The following is a 20648-nucleotide window of genomic DNA, read 5'->3' as shown; positions in this document are numbered from 1 at the left end:
AGCCATGCCACCAGCCACACCACCGGTCCGGGGCTCGATCCTGGTCACCCGCGGCGACACGGTCCTGACCCAGGTCAACAGCGGTTACGCCGACACGGCGACCGGCACGCCCAACTCGCGGCAGACCCGCTACCAGCTCGCTTCGATCAGCAAACAGTTCACCGCGGCGGCGGTCCTGCTGCTCGCCGAGCGGCACGCGTTGGCCCTGGACGACCGGATCGACCGGTGGATCGGCGGGTGCCCGCAGTCGTGGGGGCCGATCACCCTGCACCAACTTCTGGTGCACACCTCCGGCCTCGGCCACTGGAAGGACTACCCGACGATCGATCTGACCGCCGGAATGGCACCGGACGACCTGCTTGCCGCCTTCCAGCAGGCCGGGCCACTGTTCGAGCCCGGCACCGGCTGGCACTACAGCAGTCCCGGTTATGTCCTGCTGGCCCACGTCGTGCAACGAGCCGCCGACCGGCCGTACCGTGATTTCCTGACCGGCGAGATCTTCACGCCCCTGGGCATGGACGGTACGTTCGCGGGCGCCCCCGGCGACCGCGCCGGTTTGGCGCGCGGCCATGCCGCCGACCGTCCCGTGCCCTCGTTCGAGCTGGACTCGGTCGGGATGGGCGCGGGCGACGTCTGGTCCACCGTCGACGACATGCTCACGTGGCTCGACGCACTACCCGCCGGGCGCCTGCTCGGCCCGGAGTCGCTGCGGCTGACGTTCACCGAACACGCGGCCACCGTCTACGGCACCGAGTTGCGCAGCTACGGCTACGGCTGGTTCATCGGCTCGGTCAACGGTGAGCGATGGCGCCAGCACTCGGGCGACAACGCCGGGTTCAAGGCGTTCGCCGCCTGGCTGCCCGACTCCGACCGTCGCCTCGTCATCCTCAGCAACCAGGACGAAACCGGCCCCGCCGCGGTCCATGACCTGCTCGCCGCCACCGCCTGATCCGCTGGCTGCCTTGTCTACCCGCGCGAAACCAACACACGCGTTTTCTTCGTACATCGTCTTTGGTGTGCGTACACAATGCCGCTTAGTTAAGGCGTTGGTTGGTGATTTTGGTGGTGGTTTGGCTGGGTGTGATGGTGATGTGGTGGTGGGTGTGGGTGGGTGGTCGGGGTTGGTGGCGGGGTTTTGTGGGGTAGGGGGTGGCGGTTGGTCGTCGTTGGCGGGGGTAGGTGCGGTGGCGTCTGGTGAGTGGTGGTTCGTTGAGGATGTCGGTGATGGTGTGGTTGCGGGTGTGGTGGGTGGGGGGTTGGTGGAGGGCGGTGCGGGCGGTGCGGAGGGTGAGGGTGAAGGAGATGTGGTCGGGGTCGTGGTTGGCGGTGGTGGCGGCTTCGGTGCGGAGGTGGCAGAGGGCTTGGTAGGTGATGAGGAGTGCGTAGATCTCTTGGGTGATGCCGGTGGGTGTGTGTGAGCGGAGGGTGGTGTTGGTGCCGATGAGGCGGGGTTTGAGGAAGCTGTAGTGGGTTTCTGATTCCCAGCGTTGTTGGTAGAGGGCGGCGATGTGTTGTGCGGGTGCGTGGTGGTGGTCGAGGAGGGTGGTGAGGAGGCGGTATTCCTCGGTGCTGGTGTTCGGGCCGGTGGTGGTGATGGTGAATTCCACGACGCGGATTTGGTGGCCGTGGCGTGGTGGTTGGGGTGGGCAGCCGCGGGCGCGGGCGCCGTTGAGGCGGGCGGTCTCGCGTCTGGTGGGGAGTGTGGCGAGGAATGAGCCGTCGGGTAGGTGGGTGGTGGGGACGAGTTGGAGGTTCTTCTTCGCTCGCCAGATGAGGTCGGCGCCGGTGGCGGTGGCGTGTGACCACAGGTCGTGACTGGTGAAGTTCCGGTCGGCGAGGAGGAGCATGCCGGGGGTGAGTGAGGCGAGGAGCCGCCGGGCGAGGGCGGGTTCGCTGGAGGTGACGACTCCGTCGAAGGTGGCGTCGATGATGGTGTGGGTGCCGCAGTCGATGAGTGTCATGAGTCGGATCAGTGGGGTGCTGCCGAGCCGGCGCTGGTAGCTGTCCGTGGGCTTTTTGGTGGGGTTACGGGCCTGGCCGTGGTAGCCGAACTCGGTGGCGTTCGCGGGGGTGTCCGGGGTGGCCAGGGTGGTGGCGTCCCATGCGACGACGCGTCGCCCGAAAACGAACGTCGATCCGGTCGTTGGGGTGCCGGCAGGGCCACGGACCCGGTCGAAGAGCAGGTGGAGCGGTTTGACGCCGAGCCGTTGCCGGGCTTGCGTCAACGCCGAACTCGACGCGAGTACGCATCCGTGGCACAGCCACCGCCACCGCAGGACCAGGATCCGTGCAACGGCCCGGTATCCCGGTGGGCGGTAGCCGTCAGCGGCGCTGAACAGTGCCAACGCGAGCACGAAGTAGATCACCACACGGGCGGGCAGGACCCGGCGTCGCTGTTCCCGGCAACCGGCCGTATCGATGACCTCGTCAACCAGGTCGGGTGGGACGGTACTGGTCAACACCCCGAGATCGATGTGATCACGGGCTGGGCCACCCAACGCTGGCATGGCAAACTGAACCGACAACGGAACTCCCGGGACAGACGGTCTTTCTTGGTCGATCGACAGTCATACCGGTAGTTCCGTTGTTCCATGTTCCACCACGCCGCCATGACCAACCGGCGTCACCCAACCACCCACCGCCCTAACTGAGCGGCATTGTGTGCGTACATCAAAGACGATGTACGAGAAAAGGCGAGTTGGTTCTCTGGGACCGCGGATGGTGTCGAACGGCGGCGCGGTGCTCGCCGACCGGACGACGATCCGACCGGTCGATCCGCCCACCATGGACTGAACAGTCCCGACCTGCGGCCTCGAGGGCGAGCCCCGGTCAGGTCCGCCGCTTGTAACGTCAGCGCGGATGCGCAGCACGAATCCGATCGTTGACTACCGAGGGCGGCGACCCATGGGACTGTTCAACCGCGTACCGGAAGATCTCAAGGAATTCGAGGACAAGGTGCAGGGGCTCGCGGGGCACATGGGCGGTCTGCGGTTCGGCACCCCCGCCGGACTGGTCCGGGAACTCTCCGCCGAAGTCACCCAGGAGGCGGCACTACTCCGCGCCCGCCTGACCGCGCAGGGCAGGGAGAAGGACCTGAAAACCCTGCGGAAGGCGATCCTCAGCAACGGCAAGTTCCTCGACAACGGCACCTACAACCACCTGTTCTACCCCTTCGTCAAGTCGATCCTGCCGTAACGCGGCGCCGCCTTCACTCCGCCCGCCCACGTACCGGTTCGCTGTCCGCGATCGCGGCCGGGGCACCGGCGAGGGAGAACTTCTCCCGGAGCCGGGAGTAGAAGTGCGACGAGTGCAGCCGGACCAGTTTGGCCGGTTGCGCCGCCGGCTGCACGGTCACCCAGTCGCCCGGGTTCAGCACCCCCCGGAGCTGCCCGTCGACGCTGACCGCCACCGAGCCGGAGTGTTCGAGGACCCGTACGGAGACCGCCTCGTCGGCCGCCACGACCATGCTCCGGTTGAAGACCATGTGGGCGGCGACCGGGGTCAGCACCAGTGCCCGCAGCCGGGGCGACAGGATCGGTCCGCCGGCGGCGAAACTGTAGGCCGTCGACCCGGTGGGGCTCGCCACCACCAGGGCGTCCGCCGAGTACGACGTGAACAGGCTCTCGTCCAGGTAGACCCCGAGACTCGCCTGCCGGTCGCGGGCCAGCTTCTCGAACACGATGTCGTTGAGCGCGGTCACGTCCAGCGCCACCCCGGCCCGGTTGATCGGCTCCTCCGCCTGCCGTAGCGGGGGCGGGGGCAGCAACGGGCCGCGGCCGTACCGGAGCAGGTCCTGCATGCCCTTGGGGATCTCCAGCGGGCGGGAGGCGCAGAGGGTCAGCATCAGCCGCTCGTCCATGTGCACGTGCCCGGAGAAGAACGCGTCCAGGGCGGCATCGATCTCACTCGGGTCGACCTCGGTCAGGAAACCCACCCGGCCGACGTTGATCCCGAGTACGGGTACGCCGTCCTCGGCCGCGATCCGGGCACCGCGCAGGAACGTACCGTCGCCACCGACAGTGACGACGAGCGCCGGGTGGCCGGCGGCCTCGGCCTCGTCCACCGCGTTGCGCCGGTGGCAGGTGTCCCAGTCCCGCTCCCATACGTCGATGTCACTGACCGTGATGTCGTTCGCGTCCGCCCACCGACGCACCAAACCGGCGGCCTCGATCGCCGCCTGCCGGCCCGTGTGCACCACCAGGCCGATTCGCTCGCGCGTCATGATCTCGTCTCTCCTCCGTCCCGGGGGACCCGACCCTTGCCCTGCGGCGGCCGTCGCCGGGCACCGCGCAGCCGGTCAGATGCAGCTTACGGACCTCGCCGACGCCGGTACGCGGACGGTGAGCGGACTAGTCGGGCAGATTGGGCGAGATCACCACACCCTGCTCGGCGCAGGCCCGCCGCAGCCCCTCGGCGTGTACGGACAACTGCGGCAGGTAGCGCAGCGCGCCCATCTCCTCACCCGGCGGCAGCTTCGACACCTCCCACAGCACGTCCATCATCTCGGTGCCGTGCTCGCGGATCGCCCGGATGTCGGAGTCGGCGAACTGTTCGCGCAGCTCACGGTGCTCGTCCTCGGCCAACTCGCGGTTCTGCCCGGAGGTCCGGTCCGCCAACGACCGGCAGCCGGCGACCCCGCTGTCCTCCCGGACACCGTCCCAGATCGCGAGCCCACCGAGGGTGAGCACGAAGAGCGTGAGCAGACCGGCGGCGGCGACGAGAAACGGCTTCGCCCGATTACGCTGCGCGACCGGCTGCCCGGGATCCCCGTACGGGTACGGACCCCCGTCCGGGTACGGGAACGGCGCCCCACCCGGATACGACGGCGGCACAACCGGTTCACCGTACGGATACGGCGGCGGTGCGCTCGCTTCGGCGTACGGGGACGGCCCGGTGGGCTGGGCGGGGAGCGGTTGCGGGTTCGGCTGGGCGGACGGCTGTGCTTGGGAGCCCTGGCCGTACTGATCGGTCATTTCTCTCCCCAGGTCGTCGAGTCCGTGGCGGCTCTGCGTCGAGGGTGCCACAGTCTTCCGCCCCGTTCGGCGATGATGGGTGCGGGTCACACATCGAGACGGGGAGTTGTCGCCATGAACCGTTACGGCACCGCGTGGCACAGCGCGTACGACCAGCCGGGATCGCACCTGTGGCACCGGTTGCGCCTGGTGCAGGACCAGTTGCGTCGGGCGCTCGCGGAGGTTCCGCCGGGGCCGGTCAGGCTGGTCAGCGGTTGCGCCGGGGAGGGACGCGACGTGATCGGAGTGCTCGGCGACCATCCACGACGGATGGACGTACGGGCCCGGCTGGTCGAGTTGGATCCGACGAACGCGAAGGCGGCACGGATTGCGGCGTCGGCGGCGGGGCTGGACCGGCAGATCGAGGTGGTGGAGGCCGACGCGGGGGTGGCGACCTCCTACCTCGGTGGCGTACCCGCCGAGATCGTGCTGATGTGCGGCGTCTTCGGCAACATCTCCGACGCCGACGTACGGGCGACCGTGGCGGCCCTGCCCCAGCTCTGCGCGCCGGACGCCTTCGTGATCTGGACCCGGCACCGCCGTGCCCCGGACCTGACCCCGACCATCCGCGAGTGGTTCACCGAGGCCGGTTTCCGCGAGCTAGCCTTCGCCGCCCCCGACGACCGGACCCTCAGCGTCGGCCTGCACCAGCTCACCGCCCCGCCGGCCACCCTCGACCCGGACCTGTCCTACTTCGCCTTCACCCGGTAACCCGCCCTCGCCCCGGCGGGCCGCCGGGACAGGACGGGCCCCGCCGGGACGGGCCGGCTACCGGGCGACCTCGACCTGGAACTCGTGGACCCACTTGTCCGGCTCGTCCGGTACGAACTCCAGGCACACCTCGCGGGCGTACCCGATCATGCGGTAGCCGTGCTCCTCGACCCAGCGGGCCAGGATCTGCATGCTCCGGTCGGCCTCGTGCATCGAACCACGGTGGATGATCGTCGCGGCGGACTCGATGCCGGGCAGGTCGACAATGGTGAAGTCGTAGCCGTCGCGCGGGGCGACCGCGACCTGCACCGACGCGTGCACCACGACCGCCTCGCCGGACTCCCCCGGCGCCGGTTCGTAGTACGCGACCGACGGCCCGGTCACGTCGACCCCGGCCGCCTCGATCCGGCACAGCAGTTCCGGGTAGAGCGGCTGGATCACCGGCGAGAGGTCGACGGTCTCGTAGCTGGCCGCGACCGCGCTGAGTTCCGCGACCCGGACCGGGGCGATCTTCTTGAGTACAACGTCCTCGGTGTGCATGTGGCCCTCGTTCTCGATCATCCGGAGCCTCGCCTCGATCCCGGTCAACCGGGCCGCGTCCGCCGCCAGCCGCGCGGCCAGTTCCGCCCGTTGCAGGCGCAGCATCCCGCGCAGTTGTTCGACGTCCAACTCGTCGTCGAGCAGTGTCTGCACCTGCTGGAGGGTGAAGCCGAGATCCTTCAGGGCGATCACCCGGTTGAGCCGGCGCAGTTGATCGGCGTGGTAGGAGCGGTACCCGCTGCCGGGGTCGACCGATGCCGGGCGCAGCAGTCCGATCGCGTCGTAGTGACGCAGCATCCGGACCGACACCCGGCCGATCTTGGCGAAGTCTCCGATACTGAACATGACCTGTCCCACCGTGGCCCCTGACACCGTGTCAGAGTCAAGCCCACGCTAGACGCCGCCCGCCCCTGCCTTCCCAAAAGGCTGGTGGTACGGGTGGGCTGGGCGTACAACTGCTGTCATGGAGACGGTCGATCCCACACCGGTGTGGTTGCTCGACATCGACGGGGTGGTCAACGCGATCAGCCGCAAGCCGGACCGGAACGTGTGGCCCCGGGACCAGTGGGTCACCGGCACCGCCAGCTCGGCGGGCGTCGACTGGCCGATCCTCGCCGCGCAGCCGGTGCTCGACTTCATCCGTACCGTGCACGAGTCGGGGCGGGCCGAGGTCCGCTGGCACACGACCTGGCAGCACGATGCCGAGAACCTGGCCCGGTTGCTGGGGCTGCCGAGGTTCGACACCCAGGACTCCCCGGAGTTCGACGAGCGCGAGCAGGCGCTCGCCGGTGCCGCCCCGGTCGCCGTCGCGCGGGGCTGGTGGAAGTATCCGGCGGCCGAGCGGGTGGTCCGCGACGAGGGCCGCCCCCTGGTCTGGACCGACGACGACGCGACCTGGGAGCTGCGCGCCCACGACAACGGCAACGAGCTGTCCCGGCTGGCGCCGACGCTGATCGTGTCCCCGCAGTCGCACCTCGGGCTGACCCCCAAGCACCTGCGCAACATCGACGCGTTCCTGTCCATCCAGGCACCCCGGCCGAACGCCCGGAGCTGACGTCCGGCGTCAGCCGCAGCAGGCCACTGTCAGGAGCCGACCGGCAGCAGGGTCAACTGGTCGGCGTCCGGTCGGCTGCCGTCGCGGCGCAGCAGTGCCGCCAGCCGGGCCGCGTCGCGTTGGGCCTGGTCACCGCAGCAGTTGTTCATCAGCACGTGCAGTTCGTCGGTCTCGCGGGCGAACTCGCGCAGCCGGTCGGCCCACCGGGCGAGCTGGCCCTCGGCGTACGCGTACCGGAATTTTTCCTGTTTGTCGCCGCTGCCCCAGGCCGCACTGTGGCCGTGGAACCGGACCACCGCCGGGTCCGCGGTGGCGAGGAGAACCGGCGGTACGGAGGACGCGTGCCCCTGCGGCATGTCCACACAGACCATCGACAGGTCGTTGCGGGCCAGGAACCCGACCGTGTAGCGGGCGTTGTCTCCGTCGAACCAGGAGCTGTGCCGGAACTCGACCGCGACCCGCAGCGGGCGGCAACGCTCGGCGACCTCGATGATCCGCCGCTTGGCCGCTTCCCCGTAACCGAGCCACGGCGGGAACTGGAGCAGCACCACGCCCAGCTTGCCGGCGGCGGCGATCGGTTCGAGGACGGCCCGGAACCTCTCCCACAGTTCCTCGTACGTCGGTTCGGGCAGGTCGCGGCGGCGTACCCGGCCGTTCGGGTCACCCGTCGGGCGCAGGTCCCGGGGCAGTGCCGAGATGGCGGTCGGATGACCGGTGAAGAGGCTGAACGCCTTGACGTTGAACCTGAACCCCGGTGGTGTCCGGTCGACCCAGGCCGAGGTCGTCTCGACCGCCGGCAGCGCATAGTAGGTGGTGTCCACCTCGACCAGGTCGAACCGGTCCGCGTAGTAGGCCAGCCGGCCGGCGGGGGTGTTGGCCTCCCGCGGATACCAGCCCGAGGCCAGTAGCAGCCGGTCCGCCCACGACGATGTGCCCACCCTGATCTCGCTCATGCCCTACCAGTTCTCCATCCGGCCTGGACTGAAACCGGTTCTCCATCCGGCGTGGACCGAAACCGGCCGTCCCCGGCGGCGCCGGGACACAGCCCCGTAACGGCTGCACCGGTACGGGAACTGATCGGGCTATTCGTGCTATTCTCCCCCGTCGATATGCCGGACGTCCGGCCAATGAACCGATCAGCCGCCGGGAGGGCAGGAATTGACATTGGTCACCAGCCTCGGCACCGCCCCGGATCCCGCCCGCGACGAGGACCGGCCGGCCAGCGGCGCACTGAACCAGGTCTTCGCGATCTTCCCCGCGCTGCTCCGGCTGACCTGCGGTCTCGCGGGCGCGGCCGTGGCGCTGGCCGTACGGACGCCGCCGGTCTCCACTCCGCTCCTGATCGTCACGATCGTCGTGCTGACCGGCTGGTCCGTGCTGTTCGCCGCGTCGACCCTGCGGCGCGGGCTCACCCCCGGCATCATCTACGTCGACCTGACCCTGACCATCGTCTGCTGCCTGCTGATCAACCGCCTGGTCGCCGCCGAGGTGCTGCCGGGCGAGGGAAGCTGGCTGGCCATCCTCGCCAGCACGTCGATCGTCGTCGCCCACTTCGGGCTGCCCGCCTCCCGGTCCGTACCGGCCGGACTGGTGGTTACGGCGGCGTACGCGTACGGGGCGCATCTCGCCGACAACAACACCGAGGCGATCTCGCACTCGGTGACCCTGGTCGTGCAGACCATCTTCGGGGCCGGACTGGCCGCGCTGACCCGGCGCAGCAGCCGCGCCGCCGACGAGGCTTTCGCCGACTACCAGCGGGCCTCCCGCGAGGTGCTGATCGCCCGAGCCGCCCGTGCGGCGGAACGCCGGCACAACCGCGACCTGCACGACACCGTGCTGTCCACGCTCACCGTCGTCGGGCTCGGCGGGGTGGGCGCCGGTTCACCGCTGCTGCGCGTACGGGCGGCGGCCGACCTGCGTACGCTCGACGAGCTGGCCTCGTCCCGCACCCGCGCGCTGTCGGCGTCGCCGGACCCGAGCGTGCCGGCGGCCCTCGACGACCGGCTCCGGGCCCTCCTGCACCGCCTGCCCGAGCTGGCCCCGACCGTGGACCTGCACCCCTGCGCGGTGCCGCCGGACATCGCCGACGCGCTCACCGACAGCGCCGCCGAAGCGCTGTCCAACGTGGCCCGGCACGCCCCCGGCGCCGCCGTCTCGGTACGGCTCACCGCCCTGGCCGACGCGGGCGTCGCGGTCGAGGTGACCGACGACGGGCCGGGCTTCGACCCGCTGACGGTTCCGCTGCACCGGTACGGCCTGCGCGAGTCGATCCACGGGCGGATGGCGGCGATCGGCGGACGGTCGGAGGTCGACTCCGCACCCGGTCGGGGCACCCGGGTCCGGTTGGAGTGGTCCGATGTCCACTGAACCGCACCCGATCGGCGCCGCTGCGGCGACCCGGCGGACCGTCCCGCTCGCCCGCAGCGCCGATCCCGACCGGACCACCGGTCGGGACGCCACCACGGCCCGGGACGGCACCGGCGCGACGCCGAGGGACGTGGTCGCCGGTGTCGCCGCCACCGCCGACCGGGGCAGCCGGATCGCCGCCGTACTCATCGCCTTCGGCTGGCACACGGTGGTCAACGTGCCGGCCCTGCTCGGGAACTGGTCGGTGTACCGGTGGCCGTGGACGGTCGGCGCCGGATGGCTGATCTTCGTGGTGGTCGGCGCGATCTCCGCCGCCCACCTGCTCCGGGGCACCCGTACGCCGACCTGGCGGCTGATCGGCGTACTGCTCCTGGTCGACGCGGTGGTCTTCGTCAACACCCCCGACGAACTGCTGTTCCTGCCGGCGAACTGGGGCTGGGGCACACTCGGCTGGTTTGTCGTCCTCGTGCTGTGGGGGCGGCCGGTCACCGCACTGGTGGCGGTCTTCGCCGCCGAGGCGGCCATCGCCCTGGTCGCGGTCTTCGCCTACGGCGCCGGGGACGCAGCCGGGCTGAGCCGGTACGCCATGTACACGTACGGCACCGCGACCCTCCCGATCGCGTTCAGCGTCGCGGCCAGCGTGCTGCGTACCCTGGCCGCCCGTACGGCCGGTACGGCGGCGGCCCGCGCGGCCCTCGACGCCGAACGGATCGCCGCCCAGCGGGCCCGAGCCGACCGGCAGGAACGCCTGGCCCTGGTCAGCCGGACCGCCGGGGCGTTGCTCGCGGAACTGGCCGACGGCTCCGCCGACCCGACCGATCCGGCGGTGCAGCAGCGGTGCGCCCTGGAGGCGGCACGGCTGCGCCGGTTGATCGCGGAGTCCGACGACGTGCCCGATCCGCTGCTGCACGAACTGCGGGCGGCGGTCGACATCGCCGAACGAAACGGTCTTCCGGTCGAGCTGGTTTCCGTTGGTACGCTGCCGGCGTTACCCGTACACGTTCGCCGCAGGCTGGCCGAACCACTCACCGCGACCCTCGCCACCGCCCGGCAGTGGGCCAGGTTGACCGTGGTCGCGCAGCCGGATGAGGTGGTGGTCAGCGTGGTCACCCCCAGCACCGGACCGGATCCGGCCGGGCCGGCCGCGACCGGCACCGACAACGGAGAAGTCGAGTACGTCTACGAGCGGGACGGGGATCAGGTATGGGCGCAGACCCGGTGGCGGGCCACGTGAGCGACGACCGGGAGCAGCGCTTCACCGTCGCGATCATCGACGACCACCCGGTGGTGGTCGAGGGCGTACGTTCCTGGCTCGACCAGGAGCCGCGGCTGACCGTGGTCGCGACCGGTGAGGATCCGGACGTGGTGCTCGGCGACGACCAGCCGACCGCCGACGTGATCATGCTGGATCTGCGGCTGCACGGGCACCTGGTCCTCGACAAGGTCGCCGAGCTGGGTGCCGCCGGCCGCCGGGTGGTGGTCTACTCCGAACACACCGAGGCGGACATCATCCTGGCCGTCCTCGACGCCGGGGCGGTGGCCTTCCTCGCCAAGCACGAGGGGCGCGAACACTGCGTCGCGACGGTGCTCGCCGCCGCCAGCGACCGGGGGTACGTGCCGCCCGCGCTCGCCGGTGCGATCGTCGGCGACCGCCGGTCGGGTCGACCCGTACTGTCCGAGAAGGAGCGTGAGGCGCTGCTGCTCTGGTTCCAGTCGATGTCGAAGGCTTCGGTGGCCCGGCGGATGAACATCAGCGAGCACACCGTGAAGCAGTACGTCGACCGGGCCCGGATCAAGTACGCCCGCGCCGGCCGCCCGGCGGCGACCAAGGCGGCGTTGCTGGCCCGAGCGATCGAGGACGGACTCGTACGGGCGGAGGAGATCGGCGACTACCGGTCATACGCCTCACCCGATCAGCCGACCCCCTAACAGGTGTCATGACGCGGGTCACGCAGTCCGCGAACCTGGACAGGAGGAAGTTCGTCCACAGGAGGCCCTCCGCCGATGAGCGACGACGCATCCCCGTACTTCGTCCGGCCGCACCGTTTCGACCAGCCGGACCAGGACGACCGCGGGTACCCCCAGCTCGACCGGCACCACCGGGTGCTGCTCGACCCGGGCGAGCGGTCCCTCTGGCGTGGTCGGGTCGACGTGGCCGGTTACCTGCTCGGCCCGTCGCTGGGCAACGGCAACCTGCACTGGTCCCTGCTCCGGCCGGCGGACGTCACCGTCACCGACCGGCGGTTGGCGTTCGTCTGCGACAACTGGGACTTCGACAAGGTGGGCGTACCGGGCGAGGCCCGGACCGGCCGGCCCCGGCACCGCCGCCGGTCGGAACAGGTCGGCAGCCGGATCGTCACCGGGCAGATCCGCTGGCAGTGGCCGGGCCGGCTGCACCTGCTGCCGGCCGGGCCGGGCAACCAGCCGGAACGGTTGCTGCTGGTCTGCGACAGCCTGCGAACCATCCGGCAGCCGGGCCTGGCGCTCGGCGGCGGTGAGCTCGGCTCGGCGGGCGCGGCCCGTGAACTGCTCCACCTCGTCCGCCGGTCGATCGCCCAGTTCCGCCTCGCCCACCCCGGCACACCGGAGTTGTCCGGGCCGGAACGGGGAACCCTCACGACCCGCGCCGGGGCCGGGCCGTTCACCGAGGAACTCGCCGATCCCCGGCGGGGCATCAGTCTTCCCGGCGGTCTGGTCGTCGAGTTCACCCATCGCGACGACTATCACCGCCGGTCAGCGCGGAGCTCCTTCTCCGCGCGCCGGGCGCCGCAGGCCGGCAGTGCCGGCCTGCGGCGCTCCGGGCACCCCGGTTCCGCTTCCTGAGCCGCTACGGTCGTCTCGCCGCGCCGGTCAGTGGGTGGTGTCCGCCTGTACGCCCGGACGTCCGCTCTCGACCACGAAGCTGGCGTGGGTGCTCACCGGTGCACCGGGTGTCGTCACGTACGGAACCACCCGGTAGTCGCTGCGCCACTCGTCCCGGCCGACGGTGCAGCGGACGTACCCGCGCCGCTGGTTGTAGTACTTCATGTGCGGGTTCGAGGCGAGCCACTCGGTGCCCCGGGCGTCCATGTCCGCGCCGTCGGCCCCCGAGGTGATCGAGGTCCCGAGGAACTCGACGCCGACGGTGCGCGACTTCGGGTCGTCGAAGTTCTGCTTGAGGTCGGCGACCATGCTGCAGTGGGCGTCGCCGGTGACCACCACCATGTTGTCGATCCGGCGCTGGGCGACCCGGTCGAAGATCCGCTGCCGGGCCGGCTCGTACCCGTTCCAGTTGTCCATCGGCAGCAGCAGCCCCGGTCCGGGGTCGCGGTCGGCGCGGGCCATCACGGTCTGCTGGGCCAGGATGTTCCAGGTGGCGTGCGAGGAGGTGAGCCCGTCGAGCAGCCACTTCTCCTGCTGCGCGCCGAGCATCGACCGCGACGGGTCGAGGGCGTCGTCGCAGGGTGCCGACGAACCGCCCCCGCAGACCTGGTCGTCGCGGTACTGGCGGCCGTCGAGCACGTTGAACTCGGCGAGCTGGCCGTACCGCAGCCGCCGGTAGAGCCGCATGTCGGCACCGCGCGGCAGCGCGCTGCGCCGCAGCGGCAGGTGCTCGTAGTACGCCTGGTAGGCGGCGGCCCGACGCTGCCGGAAGCTCTCCGGTGACTGGTTGGCGTCCTCGGAGAGCTCGTCGGCGTAGTTGTTCTCCACCTCGTGGTCGTCCCAGGTGACGGCCCACGGGAACCGGGCGTGTGCGGCCTGGAGATCCGGATCGGTCTTGTACTGGGCGTGCCGTACCCGGTAGTCGGCCAGCGAGAAGATCTCCGCCGCCGGCAGGTGGGCGCGTCCGATCGTGCCGGCCGCCGGACCCTCGTAGATGTAGTCGCCGAGGTGGACGACCAGGTCGAGGTCCTCCTCGACCAGGTGCCGGTACGGGGTGAAGTGGCCGGTCGGGAAGTTCTGGCAGGAGACGAAGGCAAAGGCGAGGCTGCCGGGCCGCGCCCACGGTTCGGGAGCGGTCCTGGTCCGCCCGACCGGGCTGACCTCGTTGCCCGCGCGGAACCGGTAGAAGTATTCGCGGTCGGCCCGCAGCCCGCTGACCTCGGCGTGGACGGAGTGCCCCAGTTCCGGGGTGGCCAGGTCCAGGCCGCGCCGGACGACGTGCCGGAACCGGGCGTCCTCGGCGACCTCCCACTGCACCGGGACGACCCGGCGGGGCATGCCGCCGAGGCCGTCGGCCGCGAGGGCGTCGGGCGCCAACCGGGTCCAGAGCACGACTCCGTCGGGCAGCGGGTCGCCGGACGCGACGCCCAGCTTGAACAGGTCGGTGGGGAGCCTGCCGGTGGCCCAGGCGGGGGCGTCCGAGAGGCCGGCCACCGCCGCCGCGAGCCCGACGCCGGCGGCGCCGGTCAGGCCGAGGAATCCGCGTCGATCGAGTTTCTGCATGGAGGTTCTCCTTCGGGCAGACAATCGAAGATCAACACCGATCCTTCGGAGTACGGGTGAGGCCGAGGTTGCCCCGCGATGGCCGAACGAAGGCGATCCCGAGGACACCACCCGCGTACCGACGTCAGCTACCACCGGCGGGTGCTCAGGGGTGCAGGCTGGCGCCCTTCAGTGTCTTGTCGACGGCGTTGCGGGGTCCGATGACCGCCAACCCGACGAGGTCCAGCGCGGCGCGGGCCACCGCCCGTACGGCCGCCCGGTTGTCGGTGTCGTTCCCGGTGCCGAACAGCTCGGCGGTGAACACCGACATCGCCAGCCCGCGTTCCACCGCCCGCCCGTGTGCCGTGGTCAGCAGCGTGCCGGGGCCGGCGAAGACCAGCACCGGCTGGCCGAACATGGGTAGGTACTTCGTGCCGTCGGCGTCGACGTGGTGTTCGCCGATCACCTCCGGTGCGGTGGCCGCGATCCCGCTGACCAGGAACGCGGTGACGTTGAGCCGCTGCCAGGTGGCCAGGTCGTCCCGGAGCAGTACGGCGATCTTGGTGGAAAAGGTGGTCATGTCCCTCACCCTGCCGCCCACCGCCACCCCGGTCTTGTACGTTCTTGACGTGCGGCACACGCCACGACCCGAGCGGGTCACCGCCTGGCATCCGGTGGTCGCCGGGATCACCGAGGTCTTCCACGCCCGCTTCCTCGGCCACGCCTACCCGGCGCACACCCACGACACCTGGACCCTGCTCATCGTCGACGACGGTGCGATCAACTACGCCCTCGACCGGCACGGCCACGACGCCGCCGAGCAGGCGGTCACCCTCCTGCCGCCGCACGTGGTCCACGACGGACGGGCGGCCACCCGGTACGGCTTCCGCAAACGGGTCCTCTACCTCGACGAATCAGTGCTCGACCCGGGCCTGGTCGACGCGTCCGTGGACACCCCCACCCTGCACGACCCCCTGCTGCGGCGCCGGATCGACCAGCTTCACCGTGCCCTCGCCACCCCCGCCGACGCGTTCGAGGCGGAGAGCCGGCTGGCGTTCGTGGGTGAGCGGCTGCGCCGGCACCTGGTCCGGCACCCGAGCAGTCCACCAGCCGCGCCGGACCGCCGCCTCGCCACGGGGCTGCGCGACCTGATCGACGCCCGTACGGCCGAGGGGGTCTCGCTGCGACAGGCGGCGGAGATCCTGCACGCCGACCCGAGCCACCTGGTCCGGTCGTTCACCGGCGCGTACGGGGTGCCACCGCACCGGTACCTGACCGGGCGGCGGATCGACTCCGCACGCCGTCGGCTGCTCGCCGGTGAGCCCCCGGCCGAGGTGGCCGTGGCGGTCGGCTTCCACGACCAGTCGCACCTGAGTCGACACTTCCGCCGCTACCTCGGCGCCACCCCGGCCCGCTACTCCGCGTCCGCCCCCACGGGATAGCACCGCCGGGCTGACGCCGCTGGGCTGGCACCGCTGGGCTGGCACCGCCGGTCCACGGACCGGATGGCAAGAATGCGACATGTCGCAACGCCGCCAGGCTGATCTTGGTGTCGATGTAACAGACCGGCCGGATGCTCTTGCCAAACATCCGATGACGACGAAGGAAATCCCTTGCCTCTCGTACCCATCCGCAGGCCGGGGCTGATCGCCCTCGGTACGGTCGCGGCCCTGGCGGTGGGCGTCACCCCGCCCGCCGCCGCCGCACCCGCCGGCCCGGTTCCACCGCAGGCTCCGGTCACCTCACCCCCACCGGGAGCCGGCAGCTCGCACAGCGTCACCCTGATCACCGGCGACAAGGTCACGGTCGGCACGGCCGCCGACGGCAGCGCGCTGCGTTCGGTCGAGGGTCCGAACGGGACAACCGCCAGCTTCCACCGCGCGGTGGTCGACGGATCGCTGTACGTCTACCCGGACGCCGCCCTGCCGTACGTCACCGCGGGGCTGCTCGACCGGCAACTGTTCAACGTGACCGGGCTGATCGCCGACGGTTACGACGACGCGAACACCGACCGGTTGCCGCTGATCGTCCGCTACACCGACGCCGCCGCCCGTGCCCGTACCACGGCGAACGTGGCCGGCTCCACGGTCGTACGGCCGCTCACCAGCGTCCAGGGCGCGGCCGTTGCCCAGGAACGCGCGCAGGCACCGACGTTCTGGTCCTCGCTGACCGGGACAGCGGCCGGTACGACCGCCCGGCGTGCACCGGCCGGCCCGTCGTTCACCGGCGGTATCGCCAAGGTCTGGCTCGACGGCCGGGTCACCGCCAGCCTGGCCGACTCGACCGCGCAGATCGGCGCGCGGCAGGTCTGGGCGGAGGGGAACACCGCCACCGGTGTCTCGGTCGCGGTGCTCGACACGGGTGTCGACGCCGAACACCCGGACCTGGCCGGGCAGATCGCGACCAGCACCAGCTTCGTGCCGTACGAGGAGGTGGCCGACTTCAACGGGCACGGTACGCACGTCGCGTCGACGATCGCCGGCAGCGGCGCCGCGTCGGACGGCCAAGAGAAGGGCGTCGCACCCGGCGCGAAGCTGATCGTCGGGAAGGTCCTCGACGGCGAGGGCCGGGGGCAGGACTCCTGGATCATCGCCGGCATGGAGTGGGCCGCCCGGCAGGAGAAGGCCAGGATCGTCAGCATGAGCCTGGGCGGGGGCGGAACCGACGGCACCGACCCGATGAGCGTGGCGGTGAACGAGCTCAGCGCCGAGACCGGCGCCCTGTTCGTGGTCGCCGCCGGCAACAGCGGCCCGCAGAGCATCGGCTCTCCCGGTACGGCGGACGCCGCGCTGACCGTCGGCGCGGTCGACTCCGCCGACCAGCTCGCCGACTTCTCCAGCCAGGGGCCCCGCGCCGACGGCGGGTTGAAGCCGGAACTCACCGCGCCCGGTGTGGACATCCTCGCCGCCCGCTCCCACTACGTACGGGGCGGATCGGGTTACTACACCACGATGAGCGGCACCTCGATGGCCACACCGCACGTCGCCGGTGCCGCCGCGCTCCTGGTCGCCGCCCACCCGGACTGGACCGGGCAGCAGATCAAGCAGGCTCTGGTCAGCAGCGTCAAGCCGACTCCGGCGTACACGCCGTACCAGGCGGGTGCGGGGCGGGTGGACGTCGCCGCGGCGGTGCACGCGACCGTGTTCGCCACCGCCAGCGCTTCCTCCGGCTTCCACCCGTGGCCGCCGAAGCCGGGCGACACCGACGTCAAGCAGGTGACGTACACCAACGTCGGCGACGAGGCGGTCACCCTGGACCTGGCCGTCGACGCCGCCACCGCTCCGGCCGGGCTGTTCACCCTCTCGACCAGCCGGGTCACCGTGCCCGCGCACGGGACCGGCGCGGTGACGCTCACCGCGGACCTGGACCTGCTCCCGATCGACCAGCAGCTCAGCGGCATGATCAACGCCACGGACGGCACCGGTACGGTCCGCGCACACACCCTGATCGGCGCCGTACGCGAGGGACAGCGGCAGAACCTGAAGATCATCGCGAAGGACCGTTCGGGCAAGCCGCTCGCCGGCAAGGTCATCGTCACCGCGAAGAACCTCTTCACCGCACTGGATCTGGACGAGTCCGGCGTCGGGGTGCTTCGGCTGCCGGTCGGCAACTACAGCGGCTGGCTCAGCGGTGACGTGCAGGGTGCGAACGGCCCGCACTCGCTCGGCATGGCCGTACTCCCCTTCAACGACGTCCAGCTCGACCGGGACCGGACCGTCACCCTGGACGGCTCCAAGCTCACCCGGGTGATGGCGTACGTGCCGAAGGCGGCCACGCCTTCCGCCGTCCGACTCGACATCCACCGCTCGTACGCCGACAGTCTGGTGGAGAGTTCGGTGCTGCCGAACGAGTCGTACGACAGCATCTGGGCGCTCCCGACCGGTAGGAAGGTGACCGACGGCGAGTTCGAGATCGGCGCCCGGTTCCGCCTGGAGCAGCCGGCGCTGTCCGTCGGCACGAAGTCGCGTACCTATGACGACCTGCTGGTCAAGCGGGCGGCGACGCCGCTGCCGGCCGGCACCACCGACGTGGCGGCGGTCTTCGCGGCCGACGGTACGGCGGCCGACCTCGCCAAGCGCGACGTGCGCGGCAAGGCCGTGGTGGTACGCCGCAGCGACACCGTCACCATCGCCGAGCAGGCCACCGGCGCGGCAACCGCAGGGGCGAAACTGCTCCTGGTCGTCAACGACGGCGTCGGCCGGCTCAACGCCTGGGACGAGAACCCGTGGACCCCGGAGAGCCCCGCCCCGGTGACGGTGGCGACCCTCACCGCCGACGAGGGTACGGAGCTGATCGGCCAACTCCGCCGGGGCAGCGTCCCGCTGACCGTCACCTCGAACCCCACCACCGACTACCTGTACGACGTGGTGCACCACTGGACCGGCTCGACCCCGGCCAACCCGACCTGGCGTTCCACGCCCAAGGACCTGGCCCGGGTGGACGTGTCGTTCCGCAACTTCCGGCCGGGCAAGGCGATGGAGTTCCGCCCCGACATCTGGCGCGGTTGGGCGGTCGGCAACCAGCTCACCGCCCCCGCCCAGGGTGAGCGGACCGACTGGGTCACCGCCGACGCACGCTGGCTGGACGACGCGCACATCCTCGGCGAGACCGGCCAGCACCTGATCGACGTGGCCCGCTACCCGGTGGGCCCGATCAGCAGGGTGAGCTGGTTCGGTCCGATCCAGCGGCCCCGGATGGGTCCGATCGGCTACCTGCCGGTCCGGTACCTCGACGGGGTCTACATCCCGGTCCCCGGTTGGGGCGACTCCGGCTCCGGTCACGTCGGCGAGGCCGGGGGCAACTACGACGTCAAGAACTGGGCCGCCCTCTACCAGGGCGACCAGCAGCTCAAGTGGGGCAACGCGGAGTTCCTGCCGGTCACCGGGCTCGCACCGGAGCGGTTGCCGTACCGGCTGGTGGTCGACAACGACCGGGGCGGGTGGGCGAACCCGTACTCGACCCACACGTTGACCGAGTGGAACTTCACCTCGGCGGCGACCGGGCCGGAGTTGGAGGCGACCCTGCCGCTGATCCAGCTCGACTACACCGTGGACACCGACACCACCGGCCGGGCGGCCCGGCGTGCGGAGCTGACCGTGGCACCGTCACACCTGCCCGGTGTGACGGCCGACATCCGGCAACTCACCCTCGACATCTCGTACGACGACGGGGCGACCTGGCAGCAGGCCAAGCTGACCCAGGGTCAGGGTGGCTGGACGACCAGGCTGAAGGCACCGGAGGCGGCGCAGTTCGTCACGCTCCGGACCGCCGTCGGGGACAGCGCCGGCAACACCGTCACGCAGACCCTCACCCGCGCCTTCGGCCTGCGCTGAGTGCCTGCCTGATCCGCGTACGGCCGGCCTCCTGCACCGTGCTCGCCTGACCGACGTACGCCGGTTCTCGGGTGGGACCGCGACCAGCGGTCCCACCCGATGTGCCGGTCCGGGCCGGTCAGCGGCGGCGCAGGCGCTTGTCGGTCAGGGCCGGGTTCGTGTAGTAGATGTCGTCCGGGTTCAGGTTGGTGCCCGGCGGGACGATCTCGTCGATCCGGTCCAGGACGTCCTGACTCAGCTCCACCTCGGCGCCGGCCAGCAGGTCCTGCAACTGCTCGGGCCGGCGGGGACCGATGATGACCGAGGTGATCGCCGGATGGGCCCGGACGAACGCCGTGGCGAGATGGGTCAGCGGCAGCCCGGCCTCGCGCGCGAGCGTCGTCAACTGCTCGACCGCGTCCAGCTTCGCCTGGTTGCCCCTGGCGGCCAGGTCGAACTCCCCCGGCCCCAGGGTCTTGCGCCGGCCGCCGGTCGGGTCCGCCCGCCCGGACAACCACCCCGAGCTGAGCGGCCCGAAGGTCAGCACCCCCATGCCGTACTGCTGGGCGGTCGGCAGCATCCCGGCCTCGATCCCCCGCAGCAGGATCGAGTACGGCGGCTGCTCCGTACGGAACCGCTGGTGGCCGCGCCGTTCCGCCACCCACTGCGCCTCGACGATCTGCTCCGGTGGGAAGAGCGAGGAGCCGATCGCCCGTACCTTGCCCGACCGGACCAGGTCCGACAGCGCCGACAGGGTTTCGTCGACGTCCGTGTCCGGATCCGTACGGTGCATCTGGTAAAGATCGATGTAGTCGGTGTCGAGGCGCCGCAGGCTCTCCTCCACCGCCTTCATGATCCACCGCCGCGACCCGCCCCGGTGGTTCTCGTCCTCCCCCATCGGCATGGAGAACTTCGTCGCCAGCACGATGTCGTCGCGCCGCCCCCTGAGCGCCTTGCCGACGATCTCCTCCGACTCACCCCGGGAGTAGACGTCGGCCGTGTCGACGAAGTTGACCCCGGCGTCGAGGGCGGTGTGGATCATCCGTACGGACTCGTCCTGCCCGGTGTCGCCCAGCGCGCCGAACATCATCGTCCCGAGCGCCAACTCGCTCACCGACATGCCCGTACCGCCAAGAATCCTGCGCCTCATCCTGTCGTTCCTCTTCCTGTTGCCGTGACCCTCAGTGATCGCCCATCCAGCCAATCACGCCGGTACGGGTCCCGGCAGCGGTAGCGGGAGGCTCGGTT

General features: G+C 70.9%; 18 protein-coding genes. 10 read left to right on the top strand and 8 right to left on the bottom strand.

The annotated features are described in order from the left end of the window. The first annotated feature begins 4 nt into the window (after positions 1 to 4). Positions 5 to 949, top strand: a complete 945-nt coding sequence (locus tag OIE47_RS22020) for a serine hydrolase domain-containing protein (RefSeq protein WP_326556419.1) — start codon at positions 5 to 7, stop codon at positions 947 to 949. 85 nt (positions 950 to 1034) lie between these two features. Here OIE47_RS22020 and OIE47_RS22015 read toward each other — a convergent pair whose 3' ends face one another. Further along, on the bottom strand, positions 1035 to 2462 hold the full coding sequence (locus OIE47_RS22015) for an IS4 family transposase (protein ID WP_326556418.1): 1428 nt from the start codon (positions 2460 to 2462) through the stop codon (positions 1035 to 1037). Between the two features lie 442 nt (positions 2463 to 2904). Here OIE47_RS22015 and OIE47_RS22010 point away from each other — a divergent pair, with 442 nt between their 5' ends. Beyond that, on the top strand, positions 2905 to 3195 hold the full coding sequence (locus OIE47_RS22010) for a hypothetical protein (protein WP_326556417.1): 291 nt from the start codon (positions 2905 to 2907) through the stop codon (positions 3193 to 3195). Positions 3196 to 3208: 13 nt separating this feature from the next. Here the strand turns inward: OIE47_RS22010 and OIE47_RS22005 are convergent, their stop codons facing one another. Further along, positions 3209 to 4222, bottom strand: a complete 1014-nt coding sequence (locus OIE47_RS22005; RefSeq protein WP_326556416.1) for an NAD(+)/NADH kinase — start codon at positions 4220 to 4222, stop codon at positions 3209 to 3211. 127 nt (positions 4223 to 4349) lie between these two features. Next, positions 4350 to 4973: a hypothetical protein gene (locus OIE47_RS22000; protein WP_326556415.1), complete on the bottom strand. Its 624-nt coding sequence runs from the start codon at positions 4971 to 4973 to the stop codon at positions 4350 to 4352. A gap of 114 nt (positions 4974 to 5087) precedes the next feature. Between OIE47_RS22000 and OIE47_RS21995 the strand changes: the two genes are divergently transcribed. Beyond that, on the top strand, positions 5088 to 5723 hold the full coding sequence (locus OIE47_RS21995) for an SAM-dependent methyltransferase (RefSeq protein WP_326556414.1): 636 nt from the start codon (positions 5088 to 5090) through the stop codon (positions 5721 to 5723). 57 nt (positions 5724 to 5780) lie between these two features. On the opposite strand, the gene OIE47_RS21990 is transcribed toward OIE47_RS21995, so the two are convergent. Next, positions 5781 to 6608: a MerR family transcriptional regulator gene (locus OIE47_RS21990; protein WP_326556413.1), complete on the bottom strand. Its 828-nt coding sequence runs from the start codon at positions 6606 to 6608 to the stop codon at positions 5781 to 5783. 118 nt (positions 6609 to 6726) lie between these two features. Between OIE47_RS21990 and OIE47_RS21985 the strand changes: the two genes are divergently transcribed. Further along, a complete protein-coding gene (locus OIE47_RS21985) occupies positions 6727 to 7317 on the top strand; it encodes a hypothetical protein (protein ID WP_326556412.1) in 591 nt (196 codons plus the stop codon). A gap of 29 nt (positions 7318 to 7346) precedes the next feature. Here the strand turns inward: OIE47_RS21985 and OIE47_RS21980 are convergent, their stop codons facing one another. After that, positions 7347 to 8270 (bottom strand): DUF72 domain-containing protein, encoded by a 924-nt coding sequence (locus OIE47_RS21980; RefSeq protein ID WP_326556411.1) that lies wholly within the window; start codon positions 8268 to 8270, stop codon positions 7347 to 7349. A gap of 205 nt (positions 8271 to 8475) precedes the next feature. On the opposite strand from OIE47_RS21980, the gene OIE47_RS21975 reads away from it, so the two are divergent. The 4 genes from OIE47_RS21975 to OIE47_RS21960 all read left to right on the top strand — a co-directional run bounded on the left by OIE47_RS21975 (position 8476) and on the right by OIE47_RS21960 (position 12507). Continuing rightward, complete coding sequence (locus OIE47_RS21975; RefSeq protein WP_326556410.1) at positions 8476 to 9684, top strand: sensor histidine kinase; 1209 nt, start codon at positions 8476 to 8478, stop codon at positions 9682 to 9684. Continuing rightward, complete coding sequence (locus OIE47_RS21970) at positions 9674 to 10918, top strand: hypothetical protein (RefSeq protein WP_326556409.1); 1245 nt, start codon at positions 9674 to 9676, stop codon at positions 10916 to 10918. Before OIE47_RS21975 ends, OIE47_RS21970 begins: the two co-directional genes overlap by 11 nt. Next, a complete protein-coding gene (locus OIE47_RS21965; protein ID WP_326556408.1) occupies positions 10888 to 11613 on the top strand; it encodes a response regulator transcription factor in 726 nt (241 codons plus the stop codon). Before OIE47_RS21970 ends, OIE47_RS21965 begins: the two co-directional genes overlap by 31 nt. A 75-nt stretch (positions 11614 to 11688) precedes the next feature. After that, entirely contained in the window at positions 11689 to 12507 is an 819-nt protein-coding gene (locus OIE47_RS21960) for a hypothetical protein (protein ID WP_326556407.1), read from the top strand. A 27-nt stretch (positions 12508 to 12534) separates the two neighbouring features. Here OIE47_RS21960 and OIE47_RS21955 read toward each other — a convergent pair whose 3' ends face one another. Beyond that, positions 12535 to 14109: an alkaline phosphatase D family protein gene (locus OIE47_RS21955; RefSeq protein ID WP_326556406.1), complete on the bottom strand. Its 1575-nt coding sequence runs from the start codon at positions 14107 to 14109 to the stop codon at positions 12535 to 12537. A gap of 145 nt (positions 14110 to 14254) precedes the next feature. After that, entirely contained in the window at positions 14255 to 14668 is a 414-nt protein-coding gene (locus OIE47_RS21950) for a DUF2000 domain-containing protein (protein WP_326556405.1), read from the bottom strand. Here OIE47_RS21950 and OIE47_RS21945 point away from each other — a divergent pair. Both OIE47_RS21945 and OIE47_RS21940 read left to right on the top strand, forming a co-directional pair. Then, positions 14652 to 15530: an AraC family transcriptional regulator gene (locus tag OIE47_RS21945; protein WP_326556404.1), complete on the top strand. Its 879-nt coding sequence runs from the start codon at positions 14652 to 14654 to the stop codon at positions 15528 to 15530. The two genes, OIE47_RS21950 and OIE47_RS21945, sit on opposite strands and share 17 nt — an antisense overlap. A gap of 171 nt (positions 15531 to 15701) precedes the next feature. Continuing rightward, on the top strand, positions 15702 to 19421 hold the full coding sequence (locus tag OIE47_RS21940; RefSeq protein ID WP_326556403.1) for a S8 family serine peptidase: 3720 nt from the start codon (positions 15702 to 15704) through the stop codon (positions 19419 to 19421). Between the two features lie 118 nt (positions 19422 to 19539). On the opposite strand, the gene OIE47_RS21935 is transcribed toward OIE47_RS21940, so the two are convergent. Further along, positions 19540 to 20550 (bottom strand): aldo/keto reductase, encoded by a 1011-nt coding sequence (locus OIE47_RS21935; RefSeq protein ID WP_326556402.1) that lies wholly within the window; start codon positions 20548 to 20550, stop codon positions 19540 to 19542. Positions 20551 to 20648: the final 98 nt, after the last annotated feature.

The organism is Micromonospora sp. NBC_01796 (genome assembly GCF_035917455.1).
GTDB lineage: Bacteria > Actinomycetota > Actinomycetes > Mycobacteriales > Micromonosporaceae > Micromonospora_G.
Note: the sequence above shows the minus strand (reverse complement) of the source record. Positions and strands in the feature narration are given on the sequence as shown.